This is a genomic window from Streptomyces sp. NPDC006197, assembly GCF_040613865.1.
In the GTDB taxonomy this organism is placed as follows: Bacteria; Actinomycetota; Actinomycetes; order Streptomycetales; family Streptomycetaceae; genus Streptomyces.
On record NZ_JBEXSZ010000264.1, the window covers coordinates 1 to 4,933 of the forward strand.

Below are 4,933 nucleotides of genomic sequence, written 5' to 3' on the forward strand. Positions count from 1 at the left end.
GGCCTGCCGCATCCTCAAGGCCGAGGGCCTGCGGGTGATCCTGGTCAACTCCAACCCGGCCACCGGAAGCCACTCGGCTTCCGGGCCGGCCGACCCCGTGCAGCCCGGTCCCGACCGGGGCACCGAGTTCACCGAGCGCGACCGCTCCGCCCCGGACGGCGATCTCGGCGACGGCGTCCGTCCCGTGCCGAGCCGCGAGGTCGGAGAGCCGGTCCTGGCCGGCGCGGTGAGGGCCCGACGCTCCGGGAGCCCGGAGCGCGACCTCCCGGTGCTTGCCAGATGCGAATCGAAAAGGAGTAAATATGGGACATGAGCGGAGAAACGGACCATAAGGTGGGCGATCGTTCCGAAAGCCCTATCGAGGGCCCGCGACGCATCAGGTCCTGGCTGACCAGACGCAGCGTCGCCCGCCAGGTTTTCCTTCTCCAGCTGGTTCTCGTGGTGCTCCTCGTCGCCGCCGCGGTCGTGGCGATCGTCGTGCAGGCCCGGCGCGACACCATGACCGACGCCCGGCACCGGACCATCGCCGCCGCCGAGTCCTTCGCTCACGCTCCAGGGCTCGTACGGGCACTGCAGAGCGACTTTCCGACGATCGAGCTCCAGCCCCTCGCCGAAGGGGCCCGCAAGGCCGCCGGCATCGACGCCCTGATCGTGTACGAACTCGACGGGATCACCCTCACCCACAGCGACCCCACCCAGCTCGGCAAGCACGTCATCGGCCCCTACGCGGAAGCAGCCGCCGGTCGGCCCTTCACCCGCACCTTCCAGGGTGCTCTGGGGCTCTCCGTGGTCTCGGCGGCGCCCGTCAGGGACACCAAGGGGAACGTGGTCGCCATCGTGTCCGCGGCGGTGACGGTCGAGAAGGTGCAGCACTCGGTGAACCAGCAGCTGCCCGTCTTCCTGGGCAGCGCGGCCGGCGCCCTCGCCCTCGTCGCCCTCGGCACGGGCCTGGTGAGCCGGCGGCTGCGCCGCCAGACCCACGGGCTGGGTCCGGCGGAGATGACCCGCATGTACGAGCACCACGACGCGGTCCTGCACGCCGTCCGCGAGGGCGTGCTCATCACGGGCCGGGACCACCGACTGCTGCTCGCCAACGACGAGGCGCGCCGGCTCCTCCACCTCCCGGCGGACGCGGAGGGCCGCCGCGTCACGGACCTGGGCCTCGACACCTCCCTCACGGCCCTCCTGGCGTCGGACCGGATCGCCACCGACGAGGTCCACCTGGCCGCGGACCGCCTCCTCGCCCTCAACAAACGGGTCACACTGCCCCCCGGCGGCCAGCACGGCAGCGTGGTGACCCTGCGGGACACCACGGAACTGCGCTCCCTCTCCGGGCGGGCCGAGGTGGCGAGGGAGCGGTTGTCCCTGCTCTACGACGCCGGAGTGCGCATCGGAACGACCCTGGACGTCGTGCGCACCGCCGAGGAGCTGGCGGAGGTGGCGGTCGCAGGCTTCGCGGACGTCGTCACCGTCGAACTCCTGGACCCCGTCCTGCGGGGCGAGGAACCGGCCGGAGCGAGCACCGAGCTGCGCCGGGCGGCCATGGCCGGCATCACCGAGGAGCACCCCCTCTACCCCTCCGGAGAACTGATCCGCTTCGTACCGGGATCGCCGGTGGACACCAGCGTCAAGGAGGGCCGCTCCGTGGTAGTGGCCGACCTCGCCTCCTCCACCGGATGGCGTGCCCAGGACGAGGAACGAGCCCGGAGGGTCCTTCACTACGGCATCCACTCCCTGGCGGTCGTGCCGCTGCGCGCACGGGGCGTGGTCCTGGGAGTGGCGAACTTCTGGCGGTCGGAGGACTCCGCGTCGTTCTCCGACGAGGACCTGTCCTTCGCCGAGGAACTGACGACCAGGGCCGCGGTCTCCATCGACAACGCCCGCCGCTACACCCGCGAGCACGCGATGGCGGTCACCCTCCAGCGCAGCCTGATGCCGCGCAACCTCCCCGACGACGAGGCCCTCGACGTGGCCTCCCGCTACCTGCCCGCCGAGTCCGGCGTGGGAGGCGACTGGTTCGACGTGATCCCGCTGCCCGGCGCCCGGGTGGCGCTGGTCGTGGGCGACGTCGTCGGCCACGGCCTGCACGCCGCGGCCACCATGGGCCGGCTGCGCATCGCCGTACACAACTTCTCGGCCCTCGACCTTTCCCCGGACGAACTGATCCGGCGCCTGGACGAACTCGTGGCCCTCCTCGACACCCAGGACGAGTCCTCCGAGGGATGGGGAGAGACGATCACCGGAGCCACGTGCCTGTGCGTCGTCTACGACTCCGTCTCCGGCGAAGCCGTCGTGGCCACGGCAGGACATCTGCCGCCGGCGGTCGTCCGGCCCGACGGAAGCGTGGAGCTCCTGACAGCGCCGGTCTCCCCGCCCCTCGGACTGGGCGACGGCATGCCCGTCGAGACGATCCGGACGACCCTGCCGGAGGGCTCCCGGCTCGTGCTCTACACCGACGGCCTCCTCGAGGACCGCGCCCGAGACCCCGACGAGAGCCTGGACGCCCTGCGCGACGCCCTCTCGGGCCCCGACCGCACGCCGGAGGAGACCTGCGCCGCGGTCATCGACACGATGCTGCCCGCAGGGTCGGGCGACGACGTCGCACTCCTCGTGGCGCGCGTTCGCCGTCTGGACCCCCACCGGGTCGCCGAATGGGACGTGCCGCGCGACCCGGCGGCCGTGAGCCCGGTCCGCAACGCGTGCGCCCGCAAGCTGGCCGAGTGGGGCCTGGACGACATCGCCTTCGGCACCGAACTCATCCTCAGCGAACTGATCACCAACGCCGTCCGCTACGGCCTCGACCCCATCCGGGTGCGACTCCTGCACAGCAGCTCCCTGATCTGCGAGGTCTCCGACGGAAGCAGCACCTCCCCGTACATCCGGCGGGCCAGCGACACCGACGAAGGAGGTCGCGGCCTCTTCCTCGTCGCCCAGTACGCCGAGAAGTGGGGCACCCGCTACTCCCCCCGGGGAAAGACCATCTGGGCCGCCCAGGCGATCGGCTCCGGCGCGGGGCCCGACCTGGACGGGCTGGGGGAGGAGGACATCCTCAGCCAATGGGACGACGTGGAGCTGTGAAGGCCGCCGGCGGGAGGCACCCGCAGGTGCGCTCCACACGGACACCACCGAAATGCCCGAGTAGTCTGGAAAACGCCCTGCCGTTCCCCTGGCCCTGCGGAGACGCCGTGGTCGAACCTTCCCGAACGCGCACCGCCGCCCTGATCGCCTGCCTCTGCGCCGTGGCGCTGGGTCTCGGTGCCTGTGGGGAGAAGGACGAGCCGCTACGGGTGGTGCCTCCCGCCGTGGCCGGCTCCGCCGCGGAAGCCGGCGGCATGGACGCGCTCGTCAAAGAGGCGAAGAAAGAGGGCACGCTCCACACGACGACCCTGCTGCGCCACTGGGCGAACTACGGCGGTCTGATGGACGGCTTCGAGAAGAAGTACGGGATCAAGATCGTCAACAGCAATCCGTTCGGGTCGAGCCAGCAGGAGATCGACGACATCAAGCGGAACCGCGGCAAGGCGAACGCCCCCGACGTGCTCGACCTCGGTGACGCCTTCGCCCAGGCAGCCGCGCGCCAGGGCCTGCTGGCCCCCTATCGGGTCGCCGACTGGGACAGGATTCCGGCGAACCAGAAGGACCCGAGCGGTGCCTGGTTCAACAGCTACGGCGGCTACGTGTCCATCGGCTGCGACAACAACCGGGTCGCGGTCTGCCCCGTCTCCTTCACCGATCTGCTCAAGCCCGAGTACCGGGGCATGGTGGCGCTCAACGGCAACCCCACGACGGCCGGATCGGCCTTCGCCGGTGTATACGCGGCAGCCCTGGCCAACGGGGGCTCGTTCGACGACATCCAGCCGGGCATCGACTTCTTCTCGAAGCTCGACAAGGTCGGCAACTACAACCGCGGCAACCCCAACCCGGAGGCGATCGTCCGCGGCGAGACCCCCATCAGCATCGAGTGGGACTTCCTCAACCTCAGGCACATCGACGAACTGCGGGGCACCGACGTGCGCTGGAAGGTGTCCATCCCCTTCGACGGAAGCTTCTCGCAGTACTACGCACAGGCGATCAACAAATACGCCCCGCACCCGGCCGCGGCCCGTCTGTGGCAGGAGTACCTGGCCGGCACGCACGGCCAGAACCTCCGGCTGACGGGCTACGCCCGCCCCGTGCTGATGGACGTCATGGCGAAGGACGGCACTCTCGACAAGGACAAGGCCTCGCGGTTGCCGACGGTGGAAGGCGGGGCCCCGACCTTCCCCTCCGAATCACAGCTCAACCAGGCGCTGCGGGTGGTGAGGGAGAACTGGGACGCGGCCATCAACGGATGAACGGCGGAGAAGGAGCCGGGGCGGGGGTGTCGGTCCAGACAGGGAAAGCGGACTTCGACCATGGATTGTGAAGGCGACCGGCGGACGGACCAACGGTAACGGCGCCAGGGGGAGAGGCGGTGAATCTCCTGGTGGGCGCTGGGTGAGAGTGCCTCCGGTGGGGTCTCTTGACAGGTCGCACTCGGGCTTTCAAACTCTTCCCAACACCCCGCGTTAACGTAAACACGAAGAGGCGACACGCAGCCGTAACACGGCGGCCACCTCCCTCCGCCACGGGCCGCGTTGCCCCGACCTCACTACCGCATCCACGGTCCTCGGTCGGTCATCGCCTTCGCGTACACCTCCTCCGTACGCATCCACTCATCCCCACCCCCCTCGCAGGCACATCGGGTTCGCCGTGGACGGCGCGACTCGTACGTGTCGATCCCGCACAGCAAGAGGCAAGTGATCATGTCGCGTAAAAGAACCGGGGCATCGGCGGTCTTCGCCGTCCTGTCCGCGCTCCTCCTGTCCCTCTTCGGTGCCATGGGCACGGCTCATGCCGCGTCGGTGACCATCGACAACGCCACCCAGTTCACCGACCCGGCGGGCAATCCCGT

General features: G+C 70.1%; 3 protein-coding genes. All 3 read left to right on the forward strand.

Going from position 1 to position 4,933, the window contains the following annotated elements; translation table 11 throughout:
• A partial coding sequence (locus ABZ318_RS39040; RefSeq protein WP_356907163.1) for a hypothetical protein occupies nucleotides 1–313 on the forward strand: 313 nt, incomplete at its 5' end.
• Complete coding sequence (locus ABZ318_RS39045; protein WP_356907164.1) at nucleotides 310–3,078, forward strand: SpoIIE family protein phosphatase; 2,769 nt, start codon at nucleotides 310–312, stop codon at nucleotides 3,076–3,078. The genes ABZ318_RS39040 and ABZ318_RS39045, both read left to right, overlap by 4 nt.
• A 107-nt stretch (nucleotides 3,079–3,185) precedes the next feature.
• Nucleotides 3,186–4,334, forward strand: a complete 1,149-nt coding sequence (locus ABZ318_RS39050) for an extracellular solute-binding protein (RefSeq protein WP_356907165.1) — start codon at nucleotides 3,186–3,188, stop codon at nucleotides 4,332–4,334.
• Nucleotides 4,335–4,933: the final 599 nt, after the last annotated feature.